This window comes from Novosphingobium gossypii, assembly GCF_050433305.1.
GTDB classification, from domain to species: Bacteria; Pseudomonadota; Alphaproteobacteria; order Sphingomonadales; family Sphingomonadaceae; genus Novosphingobium; species Novosphingobium gossypii.
The window spans coordinates 156,019-173,629 of the sequence record NZ_JBNPXM010000003.1 but is presented as its reverse complement, the minus strand read 5'-3'; the positions used below and the strand labels follow the sequence as shown (position 1 = coordinate 173,629).

Sequence of the window (17,611 nt, the reverse complement as noted above, 5' to 3'; positions counted from 1 at the left end):
GCCGCGGGTGCGTACGCTTGCCCGCCGTGCCGACGACGCGGTGGCCCGGCGCGACTGGCAGGCCGCCGCCGCCGCTTACGCCCTTATCCTTGATCGTCAGCCGCACCGTGCCGACCTGCGTATCCAGTTCGCGCACTGTCTCAAGGAGGCCGGAGAAGCCGATTGCGCCGCTGAGGCTTATGCCCGCGCCGCCAAGGATGCGCCGACGAATTCAGCCGACGCCATCGATGCAGCTTTCCACCTCGGCTTGCTGTGGCTGGAGCAGAAGCAGCCCGATGCGGCTGTGGAAGCGTTGAACACAGTACTACGGTCTCAGCCGCGCCATGCGGCTGCACTGGATACGCTTTGGCATTCCCGACTGTTGCTGCGCCTTCCCGCCCAGACGCGGGCCCAGGTACGGGAGGCCATCGGCCAAGAGATTGTGGAACGGGAACATGCCCTGGCGCAAGCAAAGGCCCGACTGGGCGCTGCGGAACGTCATCCCGCCTGCGATTATGCCAGTTTCAGGCCCCGGATGACTTTTGCCCCACCGTGGGGCTCGCCACACGGTCGGATCGACGTGATAGTGGACGCCAGGGGCAGCGCGCCCGCCTTCATTCGCGCGACTGTCGAAAGCCTTGTCGCGCAAAGCTTCGCGGCGTGGCGCGCGCGGATATACGTCGATGCAGAAGAAGCGCTCCACCCCGTTGCCAGCCTGGCTGCGTTGGAGTCTCGGCTGTGCTTCGTGTCTGCACATGATATTCGCTCGTCGTCAGACGATGCCGATGCGACTGTCTTCCTCAGCGCAGGCTCCCACCTCGATCCCCATGCGCTTGCGTGGGTATCATATGGGCTTGGCTTGCCCGACGTGGATGCGCTCAGCTGCGATTGGGACTGGTGCCGACACAGCTGGGATGGTCCGCTGGTCCATTCTGATCCTGAGCTTTACGGCCTGTTCGATCTTGACCGATTGCTGGCGATGGACATGCCGCCGCCGCTGGTGGCGTTCGCACGTAATGCGCCAGCCAGTTGCCTCAATGGGGAAGGTCGAAGGCGCGCCCTTGCAGATATCGCAGGAAATATGGCCGTCGGCCATGTGCCGCTGCCACTCGTCGCCATCGGCGGCATAGCGGAACGGGCTAGGATCGCCCCCGAGAACGGGGAACCCATGCCTTTGTGGTCGCAGGCACGCGACGCCGGACGTGACTTCGCCGGGTTGCCGCTTGACATGACGGCGCGCGACGAGCGACCTCCGCTTACGTGTGGCCGGGTGCACGAGGCGGACGAGAAAATCCGCATCATCATACCCACGCGGGATTGCGTAGCGGATCTTGCCATTGCGGTCGACAGCCTGCTGGGAACCGCTTGCCGGCCCGAACTGCTCACTTTCTGCCTGATCGACAATCGTAGCGTCGAGGGGGATACTGCGGACTATCTGCGGGCTGCGGCAGCGCGTCCGGGCTTCACGGTGTTGGCGCACGACGAAGCCTTCAACTGGTCGGCGATCAACAACCGGGGTGCGCAGGAAGGCGACGAACCGATCCTCGTGCTGGCGAACAACGACATCCGCATGCTCTCGCCGGGGTGGGATAATCGGCTGCGCGGCCAGTTGCAGCGAGCCGATGTCGGAGCCGTGGGTGCCCGATTGCTTTATCCCGATGGCGGCATCCAGCACGCGGGCATCGTATTCGGCATCCACGAAGACGCTCCCCAGCATGAAGGCGTGGACGTCGAACTGCCTGATCCCGCGCACGACCCCCGCTTTGATCGCGTGCAGGCCTGCAGCGCGGTTACCGGCGCCTTTCTGGCTTTGCGCCGTGATACGTTCAGGGCAGCGGGCGGGCTGGACGCAGATCGCTTCATCATCGCGTACAATGACATAGACCTGTGCCTGAGCCTGCGGAAACTCGGCCTTACCGTGCTTTACGATCCCGGCATCGAAGCCATCCATTATGAATCGCGGACCCGCGGCCTGAACGACAGTCGCCGTCGCGTGGCTTGGGATCAGGAAGAATTGCGCAGCCTTCATGGCAAGTGGGGTGACGCGATGCGTCGAGAGCTGGGGCTGAGCCCCTGGTGGGCGCGCGATGCCCGCTATGCGGCCTTGCGACAGTTATCGCCTGACGATGTGGCACGGCATATGCGCGATGGACTTGTTCATCGATGGCGTCCGCAGTTCGACTGACGGAGGTTAGCTGGTTCGCCCCCTTCTGCGTGCGTCTCAGGTACTTCCAAAGAACCAAGGTGCTTTAGGCGCTCATGCCGCCGCCTCATCCATCGGCGACCTGCTCGGCCGATGGATGAGGCATGGGACTGGGATCAACTGGCGTTGTTGTGCTCCTTGACACCGGCCATCATCAGCCAGCCGATGGCATAAGCGATCAGGAGCGAGCAGAACACGGTCAGGACGATGCGCCCCCTCGACGGGAACAGCGACTTTACCGGGTCATTGGGCTCGACAACGCGGATAAGGTACAACTGCTGCTTGCGTGCCTCGGCCAGCGCCTGCTGGTATGCCGAAGCAGCGGCCAGATAACGCTTGCCTACAAAGTCCTGCCGCACGTTCAGTTCTTCATAATCGCCCAAGCGGTTGGCGATGGCCCCGGAGGCCCCCGGCCCGGCAAGGCGCCCGCTCTGCGCAGCCACCTGCTGTTCAAGCGAGCGCACTTGCGACTGAAGCGCACGGTATTGCGGGCTTTCCCGGCTTACGAAGCCTTCAGCGGCGCTCAGCTTGGCCTTGGCCGCAGCCAAGTTCGCGGTCAGTTCGGTAACCAGTTCGATCTGCGCCTTGCCGGTCTCGGTCGGGTTGATATCCTGCTTCTGGCGCCGGAAAGCCGTGATCTGTCGCTGCACTTCGCCGAGGTCACGTTCCGCCGTGGCCAGTTCCGAAGCCGATGTCCTGACGCTGTCACTCGTCGTGCGACGATTGATGGCGTTGACTTGCTCCTCGCCCATGCGCAACAGCTTGCTCGCCAGGCGCTTCGCATCTTCGGGGCGGAACGCCTTGACGGATAGGGTGGAAAAACCCTTGTCGGCGTCGAATTCCACGGTCACATGCTTATGGTAATACTTGACCAGGTCTTCAGGCGCCGGGTTGGCGTCGCGAAGCCGGCTGAGTGCGTCCGTGTCCCGACGCTGAAAACGCCCCACCAAGCCATCTTCATGGCGCAGGCGTTCAACGGCATCCTGACTTAGCAGATATTCCTCGACGATCCGGGCTTCGGATTGCGAATCACTGGCACCGAAGCTGAAACCAAGAACCTGGCCTACGCCGGAGCCTCCGGAAAGCCCGGAACCTGCCCGTCGCACGACGAACACGGCCTTGGACTCATACTGGTCAGAGGCCACAAGATAGTAATATCCGGCAACGATCAGCGTAGGCATTAGAACAAGCGCAATAAACCAGCGATAACCGTAAAAGGCAGCTGCCCAACGACCCTTGGCTGACAGCTGCGCATCGTGAATCGACGCACCTGCAGGTCGAACGATACCTAACGTCATAACAATAAAGAGCCCTATAAAACCTGATAAATCAGATTTAGTTCACTTGGATTTTGTACTTTAGTCTTCTGATCAAAATCAGGCCGATGTAGGTCAAGCCAGCGCAAACGGACACAGCATATTCTATGAACATGTATTTTTCGGATGCCCAGCGGAACTGCCCGTAACGCGCGATTTCGAACATGGTGACCATCGGATTCCAAGCCATGAAATCGCGAAATTTCGACGGCAGGAAACTCATGGTCCAGAACGCTCCGCTCAAGGGCACCATGAAATAGGAGATCGGATGAACGAAACGCCCTAGCGCATGGCTACCGTAAGTCAGTCCGGCGATGATCAGCGACAACGCGAAAGACCACCAGGTTATCAGCGCTGCACCGGCCATCAGATATAGCGGCCGTGCGGGCGGCTCCGCAATGCCCAGCACGATCCCGATCGCCAAGAGGATGGCCAGCGAGGATACGCAACCCAGGCACTCGATCACCGCTTTCGCGATCATGATGTCCAGCGGTTTGATCATCTTGTGATGGAACAGGGCGCTGGTGCCTTCGATCGCCCCTTCGGCACGGTTGAAGATGCCGCGGAAGATGATGAACAGGCAATAGCCGACCAGCGTGAACGGAAAGGGTGCCATGGAGGTCTTGGTATGACCTGCATCGGCGACGTAGTGGACCGAACTGATCACGATCGCCAGCATCATCGGCTCTCCGACCAGCCAGAGATAACCGATGTTGTCGCGACCGAACCGGACATGCAACTCACGCAGAATCAGCGCCTTCAGCACTGCGCCCTGCATGCTCAACGACGAAGAACGAGGTTGGCTTTGATCCGCCATGATCAATCCTCCCCGCAAAGCGACGGACCGACTGGGTATCCCCAATCTGCCATTGTGGCTCTGGTCGCCTGCGCGAATTTGGCGATGCTGTCGTCATGTGTCTGAGCGTCGCGAACATAGCCTTCGAACCACGACATGTCGCGGCGATTTGGCGCATTGGCCGCGGAATCGGCCATACCCCGCGTTACTTTGGCCATCCATTCGCTGCGCGAGCGGGTGTAGTAGTGATTGATGCAAATTCCCGTGTGCGTTCTGATTGGCATGATTGCATAATCACCAGCCTGCTGGTCGATTTCGGCGCCATGCTCATCCGTAACGCGGCCATTCACCCAGAAACTGTGGGGCGAGCGGGCGCGATCGTAATCCCGCAACCGGACCACCGACTTGACATGCTGATGCACCGGATTGGTCGCCTCCAGACGCTTTGCATAAGCTTCGATCAGCAGCCCGGGCGGGGGGGCGTCATGGCCATTGGGGCCGTAATTCATCCATTGCAAAGCAACGGCAGAACTGTCTTCCAAACCTGCCAGCCAGGCCGTGAAGGAATCCAGGCCGTAGGGATTGATGAATTCGTCCATGTCGATGAACGCGGCCCAGGTCCAGTGGTCCCGGTGCCGCTCGGCGAAATCGTTGTAGGCTTCCAACTGGCCGGGATTGATGCGCCAGGGGATGATGTCAACGATCCCCCGTTCGACCAGAGGCTGCAGCAGTTCCACGGTATGATCGCTGCTGTTGTTGTCGTACAGGTAGAACTTCTCGACCCCTATGGCGCGGTGATACGCCAGCCATTCAACGATGTTGATGGCTTCGTCCTTCATGATTCCACATACGGCCAGGAAGCCGCGATCCGGCTGAATCGGCGAAGTGACATAGCGCGGCGCGCGCGCAATCGTGCGCGTCAGGGACGTCTCGCCCTCCCGCGCGGCATATTCCCAAGGCCACTTCTGGCGCGGCGGGTAAGCCAGTGCGAAGTCCGGTCGGTCAAGCGAATGGTTGGGCGAAAAGAAGGGATCCTTCGCCAGCAGATCGCCCCACCGGTCGTGCATCTTTTGCGCCTCGCGGTCCAGGCGGGCCGCGCGTTCCGGTGTCGCGTCGCTCCCGCGCGACTTCGATTCCTTGTGCGTCAGCAGGATCGCGGGATCGCACAGCACGCGTTTCCCTTCGCGGCGCAGTCTGAGGCACAGATCGACGTCATTATAGGCGACGGCGAGGTCGGCATCGAATCCGCCGATCTGCTCGAACAGGGCCTTGCGCACGAACAGGCAGGCTGCAGTGGCGGCAGAAAACTCCTGTATCATGCAGGGCTTGCTGAAATAGCCATAAGCCTTGTCCGGCAGGAACAGATGAACTCCGCCCGCGACACGGTGGCCGTACAAGCCGGTGACCAGACCGAAATGCTGAACCGTGTCGTCGGGATAGAGCAGCTTGGCCCCCACCGCGCCGATATCGTCCATCACCAGCAGACCGCGTGCGCGTTCGATCCATCGCGGCGACAGCACTTCCGTGTCGTTGTTGAGGAAACACAGAATATCGCCCGTCGCATGGGCGGCGGCCTGATTGTTGATCGTCGAGAAATTGAACGGTCCCGGTACCTTCACCACGCGCAGGCTGAGGCCGGGATAGCGCCTCGGCGCCTGTTCGAGAAAGCGCAGGGCAGTCGCGTCATCGCTGTCGTTGTCGGCAATGATCACTTCCAGGTTCTGCGTTCCGCAGGCTTGGATCGAATCCAGACAAGGCCGCAACAGATCGATTCCGTTGCGGGTGGGAATGATGATACTGACTCGCGTGTCATACTCTTGCCGGGGCGTGATGGCGCTGTTTCCAGGCGCATGTCCGGCGATCGACTGGATAGGCTTGTCCGTCCGCTCGACATGACCGTTGATGGCGGTCCGTGCGGCCAGTTCGGCATAGTCCTTCTGATCGGCGGAAATAGCAGTCGAACCCGGCACCTGCCTCCAGTGATACAGCACGTGAGGGATGTGGATGATCTGGCTGGGATCGATCCGTTCGCTGGCGCGCAGGAACAGGTCGTAATCCTGGCTGCCTTCGAGCCCTATGCGAAAGCCGCCGATCTCCTTCAGAAGGTGGCGATCGTATATCCCCAGATGGCTGACCATATTGTGGCCGAACATCAGGAATTCATTGTAGACGCCCTTGAAATAGGGATCGAAGAATTCGCCGTTCAGGCTGATCTTGTCTTCATCGCTGAACAGGATTCGCGCATCGGGAAAGCGGTTCAGGTACGATGCCGCCACGAACAGCGCGTAAGGCGGGATTAGGTCGTCATGATCGACAAGGACTACAAAGTCTCCACTGGCGATCGCCATCGCGGAATTCGATGCAGCTGAAATATGCCCGTTCAGTGATCGACGAACCCACTTCACGCGCAGGTCGCGAGCTGCAAATTCTTCCAGAATGCGGACGACTTCGGGATTTTTACTGCAATCGTCGGCGATACAGACTTCGAAGTCGGGATAAGTCTGTCCCAGCATGGCGTCGAGGACCGCACGCAACAACACCGGATCAGTATTGTACACCGGCATCACGAAGGAGAAGCGGGGACGCCACGCCATCTGGTTGGTCATCGCCGCCATGCGGGCGTATTCCTCCGGACCCGGATTGGCATAACGATATCGCCAATGGGCGTAGTCCGTACCGCGATCACGCGAAGTCGGCAGGAAGGCCTGCATGGCCCGGTGGTCTCCGACCGCCAGGTGACGCCCGGTGAACAGGGCGCCGATTCCTGCGCGCATCTCTTCCGCCGGGATGCGGTTGTAATCGTGGACCCAGACGACATCCTCAGCAGTCGCCCGGCTGACTAACGCGTCCAGATCGGTATAGCCGATGGCAAGGATGCTCTCGATCTTCAAGCCGCCCGCGATGATTTCCGTCGGGTGCCACGCGATCGCTCTGAGCGCCGCAGGAGCCGACAGGAAAATGGTCAACTGTCCTCTGTTCCCCACATAGCGGATGGGGATGCTGTCCTCATCATGGTATCCGTGCCCGAAATCGAGGTACAGGAGGCCCTCTTCGGAAGCGAAGTCACCGATCAGTTCATATTCGATCTCGATCACCGCCACCGGTGCCGCGCGCACCGTGCGATCGAGTTCCAGAACCACCTGCGGATCGAAGCCGAAGGCGAGATGCCCGCCGGCTTTCGCCAGATCAAGGCCCTGTGCCGAAAGTACCGCAGCCCCGCGGGTAACGCGCTGTATGGCCTTTTTCGCTGCAGGGTTCTTCTTTTCCAGCTTCGTGAGCACGCGGTAACGCAGATCGGGTGCCAGCCATCCTCCAGCCAGCTCTGCGAGGGCCGGGCCCTGCGGCATCAACCGTGCACTGGCGGCGTAATACTCAGCGGCCTGTTCCTGCCGGCCCTGCAGCTTGTTCAAATGGCCTAGGTTGAGCAGCAGGTCTGCATCGTCCGGGCGCAGGCGCCGGGCCTCTTGATAGGCTATTTCTGCCGCTTCGAACGCGTGAGCATCCTTGCGCATGTGGCCCAGTTGAACCCACATGCCGAAATCCTTGGGGAAGACCTGCAGGTAAGCCTGATAGGCATCGCCGGCGGCTTCCCAGTCCCTGATTTCTCGCGCTTTGTCGCCTCGTTCGCGCGCAGCCTCAGCCGCTTGGCGACGCGCCGCGTTCGGCTTGCCTCTCAGGGTATTCAACATAAGTCAGCCTGCTCTTACAAAAACACTCGATCCTTGAAGGATCAGCGACGAACTGCGAAACCGAATGCTACACGGTCCGCCGGCAAGATATCCGACTTGGTCCCACTGGGAAAAGCAAGCTGAACCAGTGTCGAACCATGGCCTATCACGCGCAAGGCGATCTGTTCGATGTGCTCCCGCTTCAACACCGGTGCGTCATCGTCTGAGCCGCCTGCCATCGGCAAATCGGTATAATCGAATATCAGCACGGCCATCCCACCGCGCATCAGTCGGCGCAGGGCCAACTTGATGAACGTGGCGATATCTTCGCGGCTTCGGCAATGACTGCTGACGTCGAGGCACACGACGATGTCAAAATACCCCGCTCCTTTCAACGCCAGGTCCGGGTTTGCCACTTCTGCAGGGCTGCGCAATGCGATGAGGCAATCCTGTGCATGCAGTGCATCCTCGAAGGCGGCAGGCGCCTCGCCCAGGAGCAGCACCGACCCGCCGCCGTTAAGGAACCCGAAGTGTCGCAGCATCTCTAGTGCATAGACCTGGCGCCAGCGGCTCAAGGCATCTGCAGCCGGTCCGACCTGCGGCCAGGAAGTCCTGAAGATGTCGCTGTCCAGTTGGGCCTGCGTGCAGGGCTGGGAACCGGGCATTGTCAGCGTCGCCTGCCGGCGGGCCACCAGCGACCCCGCCGCCTCGGGCGCGAGCATACCCAGCACGCTGTCGGGCGCCACGCCTTCGTTATAATCCTCGGCCGTCTCTCCGCCCCACTCTTCGGCCTCGATGTCGATGGCGGAAGCCTGCAGGTCGGCAGGGTCCGTATAATGGGCGAACAGCGCATAATGAACGCCGGGGATGGCGGAGATGCGCAGTTGGACTGTCAGCGTGTTCTCGTCGATTTCGGCCAGCGGTATCCGCGCGCCGGTCACAAGCTTGATTCCAAGGTCCGGATTGTCGGGGCGGTATCCGTGAACGCGGATTTCCATTTCGCCGCGTGTGGCCCGCGCGTTGCGAATGAACACATGGAACACCACCACGCCCGAGAGGTATTCGAAGTAGTTCGTATGGAAGCAGTAGTTGGGATTGGGACTGCGCGAACGACCGCCTAGTCCCGGAATCGCCGAGGCATGTTCGCGGAAATACACGAAGGGTTCGACGACGCGGCGAACGGGCGCATCCTGCTGCGCCGGGGTCTCGGTATCACTCATCGCCGGAATACCAGCATGACGTCCTCGTTCGCCCAATCAGCCTGCAACACTTGCAACGACGTAGCCACGATGCCGGCGGTATCGTCGATCCGCTCCATCGAGAAGCCATGCGCCATGATGTCCCGCAAAAAGGCCGTATCCCCGTCATACCGCGAGAGACGCACTTCCATCACGATGATGCGCAGCCGGTCACGGGCCAGCAGACCGCTCATGCCTTGCCAGATGCTTTGCTCCGATCCTTCCGCATCGATTTTCAGCATGTCGAAGTCGAGCCATTCAGGCCGGCTGTCCAGCCGACATGCATCGAGCAGTACCGCGCCTGTCAACTCTTCACCGTCGTAAGGCCGCGCGTAGGCGTTCTTCGGCTCGTCACTGGGCATCAGGAAGCTGACGGTACGGCCATTTTCTCCGTAAAGCACTGTCTGGCAGACTGCTACTCTTTCGGAGAACCCGTTTAGCCGCGCGCTTCGCTCGGCCCGAAATGCCATCTGCGGGTTGGGCTCGAAAGCGAAGACCTTGCCCTCAGGTCCGACGAGATCCGCCATCAGCATGGTGAAATAGCCGAGATTGGCCCCCACGTCGCCGACGATCATCCCTGGTTCGACGAGTTGCGCGATCGCCTCGGTGGTCGACATTTCCCAATAGCCGTCGAGCATCAGATGCGGCGACAGCCCGTGGTCATTGGGATCGACGTACATCTTGTAGCGGCCCAGTACCCGGCACAGAACCCGCAGTATGCCGTAATATTCGCCCAAATACGTAGTCGCACACATTGCACGTGCAATGTGTTCGTTACGCCGCCGCAACAGCGGACGCAATTCGTCCAAGGCGAACGGCTCTGCGAATGTCGGCTTCGCAGCTTCAACCTTCCGCCTTTTGTTCGCGAAAATTCCGCGCAGCCAGGTCATCGACGGCAGCTTTCCCATGACAGCGTCATTCGGTCAGGGCTTTGACGGTCAGTATCGGCGAAAACAGCTGGTTGAGGATGGCGATGAACTTGGTGGGCGGGTTGGACGCAGAATTGGCAAAGTATAGCACATCTTTGTCGTGCATGGCGAACTGGCCGGCAAGGAAGTAGCTTCCTGCCTGCATCATATCCAGCTGGTAGATCACCGGCTTCGGCTCTCCGCCTTCTACAGGCTCCCAGCGGAACAGGAAGACCCCGCGCGGATTGGCGCGCTGGTCCGAAGGCCCTCCCGCCTTAGCCACAGCTTCGAGCAGGTTCAGCCGGTCCGGACCCAGGCTGATCTGCGATACATGATCCGAAGCGCCGAACACCGTGAAGGTGCGGGGGCGACGCAGCAATTCCACGCGATCGCCGGGTGCCAGATAGACATCGTCCTGCGACCCGACCTGAATGTCGCTGAGGCGCATGTCGGCGACCGTCGCTCCACGGGTCAGGCGCACCATGATGTCTTCGGGATCGGCAGGCGCACCGCCGGCCTCGGCGATCAGGTCGCGCAGCCTTTGGCGGGCCACCGTCAGGCGATACCGGCCGTTGCGGTTCACAGCGCCGCTCAGGTTCACCGAACTTTCGGCGCTGTCGGTGATGGCCACGATCACTTGCGGGCTTTGCGACAGGCCGCGCATCCTGGACTCGATGGTCTTGCCGATCTGTCGCGGGGAAAGCCCCGCCACCGACATCGATCCGACGTAAGGCAGGTCGATCAGTCCGTTCTCATCGACCTTGATGCCGGTAATGGTCTGCGCCGCCGCCGTGGGCATGCCGCTTTGCGCTGAAGCGGGCGATTGCGATCCAAAGAGCGACACGCCGACTTCATAGATACTGATCGTCAGCACGTCGCTGGGTCGCGCCAATTCGGGGCCATAGGCACCGGAGTCGGTCTGCATCGGCGTAAAGGCGCTGACGCGGCGAGCATCTGCCTCGCGCAGGGCCTCGACGGTTACGCCATCGATCGGAACCAGTTCCACTTTCAAGCCCTCGCTGTCCTTGCGGACCGAGCTTTTCAACTGGCCTACCGTTGGCCCTGTGGCGGGCAGCGTTCCGCAGCCCGCAACCCATAGCGCGGCAGCCAGCGACAAACAGTTCCTGACCTTCATCACCCGGCGATTCCCTGCGGCAGAGAGCACGCCGATCGCCTTATGACGACCGCCTGACGGCTGCGATTTCGATTGCATGGTAGGACGTACCTTACTCTTGAATGCCAAGCGTGGTTGCATAAAGATGCCGAAGACGCTGACGATACTGCTGTTCGGAGAAGATTGCAGCCTGGGCCGGACCCGCTTCCCGCAACTTTTCTACGAGTTCGGCATCGCCGTCGATACGCTCGATCGCTGCGGCGATGGAGCGTACGTCGTAGGGATCCACCAGAAGGCCCGCATCGCCAGCCACTTCGGGCAGCGAGCTCACATCGGAAGTGATGACGGGCGTGCCCAGTTGTATAGCTTCCAGGACAGGCAGGCCGAAGCCTTCGTAAAGCGAGGGGAAAATCACTGCCTTGGCGTTGCGGATCATCCGGCACAGCAGCGCGCGGGGCATGTAGTCCAGGTGCAGGATGCGGCCCTTAGCCTGGTGTCCGTACACCCGCGCGCCCGAACCGAGGGCGTCGCGCTCTCCGGAAAGGCCCCAGTCTCGGCCCGCCACGATGACCAGCGGCGATTGCGAATGGCTGGTCAGATATGCTTCGATGATGCGCGGCAGGTTCTTTTTCGGATCGAGCGCGCCGAAGAACAGAAAATAGCTTTTGGGTTCGAGCGAAAACAGGCCTTCGATCATCCGCGCATCCTCGGAAGGATCGCTGTCGATCACTTCGGCCGGTGGAGGGCTGGACTGATAGGTGTTGATGACTTTTTCTTCGGGCACGTCAAACGTTTCGAGGATGTCCCGGCGGCTGGCTTCGGAAACCGTGCAGATGCGGTCGCTGGCCTTTATGCATCCAAGAATGATCTTGCGGTATACGTCCTTGTGGTCCAGCGTCAGGTACGGCATCCGCAAGGGCACCAGGTCGTGCAGCGTGTAGATGTTGCGCGCACCAGCCATCCGCACCGGGACCGGATAGGTCCAGTGCATGATCTGCGGCGGATTGGGAGTCGATACCGTCAGGAAAGAGCCGGTCAACTGAAAATGGGTCCGCGCCACGTTGAACAGGAGCGATGCGTTGAACACCCGGTCAAAGTCTGGCATCCGGTCTGCAAAGACCTGTTTTTCCACGCGGTCGGTAAGCGGCACTTCCTGCAGCTTTGCCCCGAAGGCGGTCTGAGCGGCGCGCCTGATCATGTGTCCGCGACGGAATTTGACGTCTCGGCCCAGCAGGTTGAAGAACGCCACCTCGCGCTCGTCGTCGGGCGTGTCCACGTTCAGGCCAAAGACGCCGTCCAGCATGTGGCCGCTTGCCTTGATCGCCCGCGCCAGGTTCATGCCATAGTTGGCGACGCCCGTTCCTTTGGGCATGGCCAGATTGTACCCATCGATTCCGATGCGGATTTCGGTCGGATTGAACACTCGAACTTAAAACCTCACGCACGCGGAATCGTATTGGACGGCAGGCTCTAGTCAATAATCAGGCGTCCGGCAACGGCCATTCACCTCAATTTAAAGCCCTCTCGCAGCAAGCGCGCCTGCCAATACAGTGAAAAATCTCTGCAATAGATCCCTAGAGACAGGAAGCTATTACTGACTGAAAATAGAAAATTGTTTCAAACAAACTCTGATTTAATCAAGGATTTATTGCCTAACTACTTAACGTCTCTGGGGATAAATTTCAAAGTATTTCTGCTAAAGATACGTGAAATCACTTAACGCGTTACATTGGCGGCATTTTCTCTTGCGCCTGCCCGAGCGCGAAAGTGCAGCCCGAATTTCGCCCAATGCACCCGCCCAGAAGCCCTGTTTCATCCTTGCACCAGGATTCCCCGCAGATATCGACCGTAGTCGGACTTGCCCAGCTTGCCGATCGCTTGTTCAAGGCCGTTTGCATCGATGAAGCCTTGGCGAAATGCGACTTCTTCCGGGCTGGCGATCTTGAAGCCTTGGCGTTTTTCCAGGACTCGCACGAATTCTGCAGCGTCCAGCAGGCTGTCGGGCGTCCCGGTATCGAGCCAGGCATAACCGCGGCCCATGATTTCCACTGAAAGCTGGCCGCGTTCCAGATAAACGCGATTGACGTCGGTGATTTCAAGTTCGCCGCGGGGCGATGGCTTCAGGTTCGCGGCGATGTCCACTACCTGCGCGTCGTAGAAGTACAGGCCGGTCACTGCCCAGTTGGACTGTGGCGCCACCGGCTTTTCCTCGATCGAAAGCGCCTTCATTGCCTCGTCGAAGGCGACGACGCCGTATCGTTCGGGATCGTTGACATGGTACGCGAAAACACTGGCCCCCCCGGCGCCTGCAGACTGGCGGGCAGAGGCGTTGGTCAGCAGCTCGGGCAACCCGTGGCCATGATAGATATTGTCGCCCAGGATCAATGCAGAAGGCTGCCCATCGACGAAATCGGCGCCGATGACATAGGCCTGTGCCAACCCGTCAGGACTCGGCTGCTCGGCATATTCGAACGTCATGCCCCACTGCGATCCATCGCCCAGAAGCGACCGGAACGCCGGCAGGTCGCGCGGAGTGGAAATGATGAGAACTTCGCGAATACCGGCCAGCATCAACGTGCTGAGCGGGTAGTAGATCATCGGCTTGTCATAAACCGGCATCAGTTGTTTGGACGTGGGAAGCGTCATCGGATAAAGACGGGTACCGCTGCCACCAGCGAGGATAATGCCCTTCATGGTCGTACTCCTAAAATCAGGCCGAAGCGGTGTGCAGGCGGGCGACGACGGTTTTCACCGCTCCTCGCCAGTCGGGCAGGACGACGCCATGGATTTCCGCGATCCTGTTGCAGTTCAGCCGCGAATTGGCCGGCCTTGTGGCGGGGGTCGGATAGTCTGCAGTGGCGATCCGCTTCACGCGGGCGCAAGGGCCGTCATGAGTGGCGGACGCGGCGAATATCTCATTCGCGAAATCGGCCCAGCTGGCCTTTCCACTTGAAGTCATATGGAAGATTCCGCGCAAGGCGGCATCGTCGCTTTCGACCAGCTTTGCGGCCACTTTGGCGATGCCGTCCGCGATATCAAGCGCGCTGGTGGGATTGCCCCACTGATCCGCCACCACCGAGACTTCTTCACGATCCTGCGCCAGCCGCAGCATTGTCTTCACGAAGTTCGTGCCGAAGGGACTGTAAACCCATGCCACGCGCAGGACCGCGCTGTTTTCTGGGTAGGTTTCGAGCACTGCCCGTTCCCCCGCCAGCTTGGATGCGCCGTAGGCCCCGGTCGGGCCGGTTGCATCGTCTTCGCGGTACGGACGATCAAGGCCCCCGTCGAACACATAGTCGGTGGATACGTGAACGAGTGGCACGCCCAGCGACTTTGCTGCGCTGGCTACGGCACCTGCGCCCGCGCCGTTCACGGCATGAGCCAGACCGGCCTCGACCTCGGCTTTGTCTACTGCCGTATAGGCTGCTGCCGACACGATCACGTCCGGCGCGGACGCCTTCAATGCAGCCACGACCGAATCCGGATCGGCAAGGTCCAGTTCGGGTCGGCCCAAAGCCAGCACTTCATGCCCGGCGGCGCGACCGCGTTCCAGCAGTGCCGAAACGATCTGTCCGGACTTGCCGGTAACGGCGATCCTCATGCCGGAACGTTCGCCGCGTCGAGGCCCAGCCGCTCTCCGTCGTAACGCTCGCGCAAGGGCTGCCACCACCACCGGTTTTCCAGATACCAGCGCACGGTTTTCTCGATGCCGGAATCGAAGTTCTCGGCCGCACGCCAACCCAGTTCCTCTTCCAGCTTGGTGGCGTCGATGGCGTAGCGGGCATCGTGACCCGGCCTGTCGGTGACGAATTCGATCAGCGTATCGCGCGGCGCCTCCGCAGGAACGAGTTCGTCGAGCACGGCGCAGATACGGCGCACCACGTCGATGTTGCGGCGCTCGTTGCGGCCGCCCACGTTGTAGGTCTCGCCGACTTGCCCCTTTTCGGCGATGGTGTCGAGGGCACGCGCGTGATCGTCGACGTACAGCCAGTCGCGCACGTTCTCACCCTTGCCGTACACCGGCAGCGGTTTCCCTTCGAGGGCATTGAGGATCGTCAGCGGGATCAGCTTTTCGGGAAAGTGGTAAGGGCCGTAATTGTTCGAGCAGTTGGAGACCACCACCGGCAATCCGTAAGTCCGCTCCCAAGCTTTGGCGAGGTGGTCGGATGCGGCTTTGGACGCCGAATAGGGTGAACTGGGGTCGTAAGGCGTCGTTTCGGCGAATAGCCCATCGTCGCCCAGCGAACCGTAGACCTCGTCCGTCGATACATGAAGAAAGCGGAAGGCCGCCTTTGCCGCCTGATCAAGGTCGTTCCAGTACCCCCGCGCGGCTTCGAGCAGTGTGAAGGTGCCGATTACGTTGGTCTGTACGAAATCCGCAGCGCCGGTGATGGAACGGTCGACGTGGCTTTCCGCCGCCAGGTGCATGATGCGATCGGGCTGGAAATCGGCGATCGCGGTATCCATGGCCGCGCGGTCGCAGATGTCCGCCTTGAGGAAACGATGGCTGTCGCGCCCCTCGACCGCGCGCAGTGACGCTTCGCAACCCGCGTAAGTCAGGGCATCGATGGTCAGGACGTCGTATCCCTTGTCGAGAACCAGGTAACGCACGAGAGCCGAGCCGATGAATCCGGCCCCGCCGGTAACGATCACGCGCATGAAGTCACTTGCTCCAACTGAAATATTCGGGAAGGTCGGCGAGGCGTGGCTGCACGCGATCCTTGCCGGAAAGCGTTTCGGGGTCGGCGATGTCGGGCCAGTCGATCCCTATCGCCGGGTCGTCCCAGGCCAGACCCTTGTCGCATTCGGCGCTGTAATAGTCCGTGACCTTGTAGCAGATGACGGTATCCGGTTCGAGAGAGCAAAACCCGTGGGCAAAGCCGGGAGGAACCCAGAGCTGCCGGCCGTTTTCGGGCGTCAGCGTCTCGCCTAGCCAATGGCCGTAGGTTGGCGACCCGGCACGGATGTCCACGGCTACGTCGAACAGCGCGCCTGCGGTGCAGCGTACCAGCTTACCTTGCGCCTGTGGCTCGCTCTGGAAGTGCAAGCCGCGAACGGTGCCCGCCTTGGCACTGCGCGATTCGTTGTCTTGAACGAATGTCCAGTCTCCGACCGACTGCTGGAACCGGTCGGCGCGGAAGGTTTCCGCGAAATAGCCCCGCTCATCCCCGATATGGCGGGGGACAAGCAGCATGACGCCCGGAAGGCTTAGGGGGATGATCTCCATGACTCTGCCTTTAACGATCTTTGATGGCGCATAACAGCCCTCACACAGACGGACACAAACGCCCATCGCCTTGGATTACGCATTGGCGGTCGCGGTTACGGATTTTTAACGGCGATGATGAAGAGCGCCGATCCGCAGCGAAAGCATTGGCTTTCAACGGTTCGTGCGCCCGCGCTCCTACAGGCTTTGCGGCGGGATCAGTCGCAGGACTGGCGGCAGGTTCTGGGGCCACAAGGCTGCGCGGCGCTGGCGGTCGGGCAGGCCGCGCACCATGCGGCGGACCTCGGCGCGTGATATGCCGCTGCGTTCGCACAGGAACGGATGGCGCGGCGGATTGGCGAAGTAGCTGTAGAACAGCGCTGCACGGTCCCTTGCGGTGGCCGGCTTGCCGCGGTGGAAGAACCGCGCGGTGTCGCAGAACACGACCGTGCCCTTCAACCCGGTGCAGCTTGTCAGGTCGCGTGAGAAATCGGCGCCCAGCCGTTCGCGCAGGGATGCCTCGTCGCCGAATTCGTAGCGGTAGCCTTCGTCGTCGCCGCGCACGGTGTCGGGCAGGGTGATGCACTCGAAGGGGCCGCCCTCTGCATCGACGTCATGCAGGTAGACCGCGACTTTCAGCATCCGGCGGTCTTCCCGGTCGCGGTGCCACTGGCGGGTGGCGATGGCCTGCCCGTCGGCCACCGTATAGTTGATCGCAACACCGTCGTAGGCGACGGGAAGGCCGATGTAGCGCTCTGCGATGTCGAGCAGGCGGTCGTTCAGGCCCCACAGGAAGATCTGCGGATTGCGCACGATGTCGGCGGGAGGGACGATGATGAACTGCTGCCCGGCGCGGCTCTTCGCCTGTGCGCGGGCGGCGAAGTCGCGGGCCAGCGGCCACGCGGTATCGACCAGCGCGTCCGAACCGCTGATGCCCAGCGCGTCCAGCGAGGTCACGCAGACGCCCTGCCGTTCCAGCACGTCGACGATGCGGATGCCGGTGGCGTCCACGGCCGGCAGGCTGCGGGTATGGCGGTCCAGCGCGGCGGCGTGCCGCTGGCCCAGCCACAGGCGCACGCGCGGTTCGTTCAGCACGTCGAAAGCGACGCGGGAGGGGAGATCGCGCAGCCATTTGGCGCGTCCCTTGAGCATCAGGCTTGGCATCGTATTCTCCGCCGAGGGG

13 protein-coding genes are annotated in these 17,611 nt (G+C 61.1%); 1 reads left to right on the top strand and 12 read right to left on the bottom strand.

Going from position 1 to position 17,611, the window contains the following annotated elements; genetic code table 11:
• Positions 1-7 precede the first annotated feature (7 nt).
• The gene (locus tag GGR40_RS08300; RefSeq protein ID WP_429275754.1) at positions 8-2,164 is read left to right on the top strand and encodes a glycosyltransferase; all 2,157 of its coding nucleotides are present in this window, start codon (positions 8-10) and stop codon (positions 2,162-2,164) included.
• Positions 2,165-2,298: 134 nt separating this feature from the next.
• On the opposite strand, the gene GGR40_RS08295 is transcribed toward GGR40_RS08300, so the two are convergent.
• The 12 genes from GGR40_RS08295 to GGR40_RS08240 form a co-directional block, all read right to left on the bottom strand.
• Positions 2,299-3,480, bottom strand: coding sequence for a lipopolysaccharide biosynthesis protein (locus GGR40_RS08295; protein ID WP_429275753.1), 1,182 nt, complete (start codon positions 3,478-3,480; stop codon positions 2,299-2,301).
• A gap of 37 nt (positions 3,481-3,517) precedes the next feature.
• The gene (locus tag GGR40_RS08290) at positions 3,518-4,315 is read right to left on the bottom strand and encodes an ABC transporter permease (RefSeq protein WP_429275752.1); all 798 of its coding nucleotides are present in this window, start codon (positions 4,313-4,315) and stop codon (positions 3,518-3,520) included.
• A 2-nt stretch (positions 4,316-4,317) separates the two neighbouring features.
• A complete protein-coding gene (locus GGR40_RS08285; protein WP_429275751.1) occupies positions 4,318-7,983 on the bottom strand; it encodes a glycosyltransferase in 3,666 nt (1,221 codons plus the stop codon).
• 41 nt (positions 7,984-8,024) lie between these two features.
• Entirely contained in the window at positions 8,025-9,182 is a 1,158-nt protein-coding gene (locus GGR40_RS08280) for a hypothetical protein (RefSeq protein ID WP_429275750.1), read from the bottom strand.
• A complete protein-coding gene (locus tag GGR40_RS08275; protein WP_429275749.1) occupies positions 9,179-10,108 on the bottom strand; it encodes an FkbM family methyltransferase in 930 nt (309 codons plus the stop codon). Before GGR40_RS08275 ends, GGR40_RS08280 begins: the two co-directional genes overlap by 4 nt.
• 7 nt (positions 10,109-10,115) lie before the next feature.
• The gene (locus GGR40_RS08270) at positions 10,116-11,243 is read right to left on the bottom strand and encodes a polysaccharide biosynthesis/export family protein (protein ID WP_429275748.1); all 1,128 of its coding nucleotides are present in this window, start codon (positions 11,241-11,243) and stop codon (positions 10,116-10,118) included.
• A 91-nt stretch (positions 11,244-11,334) separates the two neighbouring features.
• Entirely contained in the window at positions 11,335-12,645 is a 1,311-nt protein-coding gene (locus tag GGR40_RS08265) for a glycosyltransferase family 4 protein (protein WP_429275747.1), read from the bottom strand.
• A 389-nt stretch (positions 12,646-13,034) separates the two neighbouring features.
• Complete coding sequence (gene rfbA, locus GGR40_RS08260) at positions 13,035-13,916, bottom strand: glucose-1-phosphate thymidylyltransferase RfbA (RefSeq protein ID WP_429275746.1); 882 nt, start codon at positions 13,914-13,916, stop codon at positions 13,035-13,037.
• Between the two features lie 16 nt (positions 13,917-13,932).
• The gene (gene rfbD, locus GGR40_RS08255) at positions 13,933-14,823 is read right to left on the bottom strand and encodes a dTDP-4-dehydrorhamnose reductase (protein WP_429275745.1); all 891 of its coding nucleotides are present in this window, start codon (positions 14,821-14,823) and stop codon (positions 13,933-13,935) included.
• The gene (rfbB, locus tag GGR40_RS08250; RefSeq protein ID WP_429275744.1) at positions 14,820-15,881 is read right to left on the bottom strand and encodes a dTDP-glucose 4,6-dehydratase; all 1,062 of its coding nucleotides are present in this window, start codon (positions 15,879-15,881) and stop codon (positions 14,820-14,822) included. Before rfbB ends, rfbD begins: the two co-directional genes overlap by 4 nt.
• Before the next feature lie 4 nt (positions 15,882-15,885).
• Positions 15,886-16,449, bottom strand: a complete 564-nt coding sequence (rfbC, locus tag GGR40_RS08245; protein ID WP_429275743.1) for a dTDP-4-dehydrorhamnose 3,5-epimerase — start codon at positions 16,447-16,449, stop codon at positions 15,886-15,888.
• Between the two features lie 177 nt (positions 16,450-16,626).
• Positions 16,627-17,592, bottom strand: a complete 966-nt coding sequence (locus tag GGR40_RS08240) for a phytanoyl-CoA dioxygenase family protein (protein WP_429275742.1) — start codon at positions 17,590-17,592, stop codon at positions 16,627-16,629.
• Between the last annotated feature and the right edge of the window lie 19 nt (positions 17,593-17,611).